This window comes from Microcystis sp. M49636_WE2, assembly GCF_030065375.1.
In the GTDB taxonomy this organism is placed as follows: domain Bacteria; phylum Cyanobacteriota; class Cyanobacteriia; order Cyanobacteriales; family Microcystaceae; genus Microcystis; species Microcystis aeruginosa_C.
The window spans coordinates 1-1,011 of sequence record NZ_JASJFG010001024.1; the positions used below are offsets into that span (position 1 = coordinate 1).

At 46.2% G+C, this 1,011-nt stretch carries 2 protein-coding genes and 1 pseudogene; 2 read left to right on the top strand and 1 reads right to left on the bottom strand.

Annotated elements, in window-relative coordinates; translation table 11 throughout:
• Both PX484_RS23465 and PX484_RS23470 read left to right on the top strand, forming a co-directional pair.
• Window positions 1–143, top strand: a pseudogene (locus PX484_RS23465) (succinyldiaminopimelate aminotransferase); the annotation flags it as partial.
• Complete coding sequence (locus PX484_RS23470; RefSeq protein WP_002801130.1) at window positions 124–312, top strand: hypothetical protein; 189 nt, start codon at window positions 124–126, stop codon at window positions 310–312. The pseudogene PX484_RS23465 and the gene PX484_RS23470, both read left to right, overlap by 20 nt.
• Before the next feature lie 65 nt (window positions 313–377).
• Here the strand turns inward: PX484_RS23470 and PX484_RS23475 are convergent.
• Window positions 378–1,011: Rpn family recombination-promoting nuclease/putative transposase (locus tag PX484_RS23475; RefSeq protein ID WP_288105821.1), on the bottom strand; the 634-nt coding region annotated here is incomplete at its 5' end.

Here is a 1,011-nt window from a genome sequence, read left to right on the forward strand (position 1 = left end):
AATTGGTGGCCCAAACCGGTGTCGCGGTCTCTCCCGGTTCCGGTTTTGGTAAGGGTGGTGAGGGTTATGTGCGTTTTGCCTTAGTTCACGATCCCGATATTCTAGAGGCTGCCGTGGAGAAAATTGGGGCTTTTTTGGGATAAAACCGATATTCTCAGCAGTGGTTATGCTGCAATCGATAACTTTCGCCTTGTTGCTGCTGATATTCCGGGTGATATTGGTAATGTGTCCACTCCCAAACTTTCTAGTATTATCGGACTAGGCATACTAGGGAGCGGTTTAGTGGTGTGTCGCCTCGCTAAACGTCGTTAACCGCGCTTGGGGTGGGGGGATGAGCCAAAATTTTGCCAATTCGCCACCCTTTGCGGTTAAAAGCTTTAATTGTGCTGCTGTCTTTGTAATTCCTCGATAGTTGCGGGGGATAAATCGGTAAATTGGGCGATTTCTGGGACAGAAAAGCCAGCAGATAGCATTTTTAGGGCAATTTGTCGGGCTTTTTCTTCTTTACCTTCTTGTCGTCCTTCTTGCAGTCCTTCTTGTCGTCCTTCTTGTCGTCCTTTTTGTAGTCCCTTTTCCTCGCCTTCCTCTAAAATATCTTGATAGATGACTGATTCTCTCATAATGTCACTCCGAAGGATTTTTTTAATCGTCTCCCGATTTAATACTAACCCGGCGAGAATACTGGTGGCGGCAGCGAGATTGCTTTGCACCTGTTTTTCGGGGATAGTTTCTAAAGAACGGGACACCTGACTTAACACCTGTTCGGGGTCATCGGTATTGCTGAGGATGGCAAAGGGTAATAAACCGGGATGATGGAAAAATTGTGGCGTATTTTCTTCCCAAAGACGGATGACTTGAAAGGAATGAAAAGTTTCCCCCAGACGGAAAGTATTTTCTTGTACTAGGGGGGAATCACTGCGTCGCAGATAAATTACCACTTGACGCATTTGTTTTTGGGGATGACGACGATAGACGCGAATGCGATAATCGAGCATTCGGAAGGGAATTTTG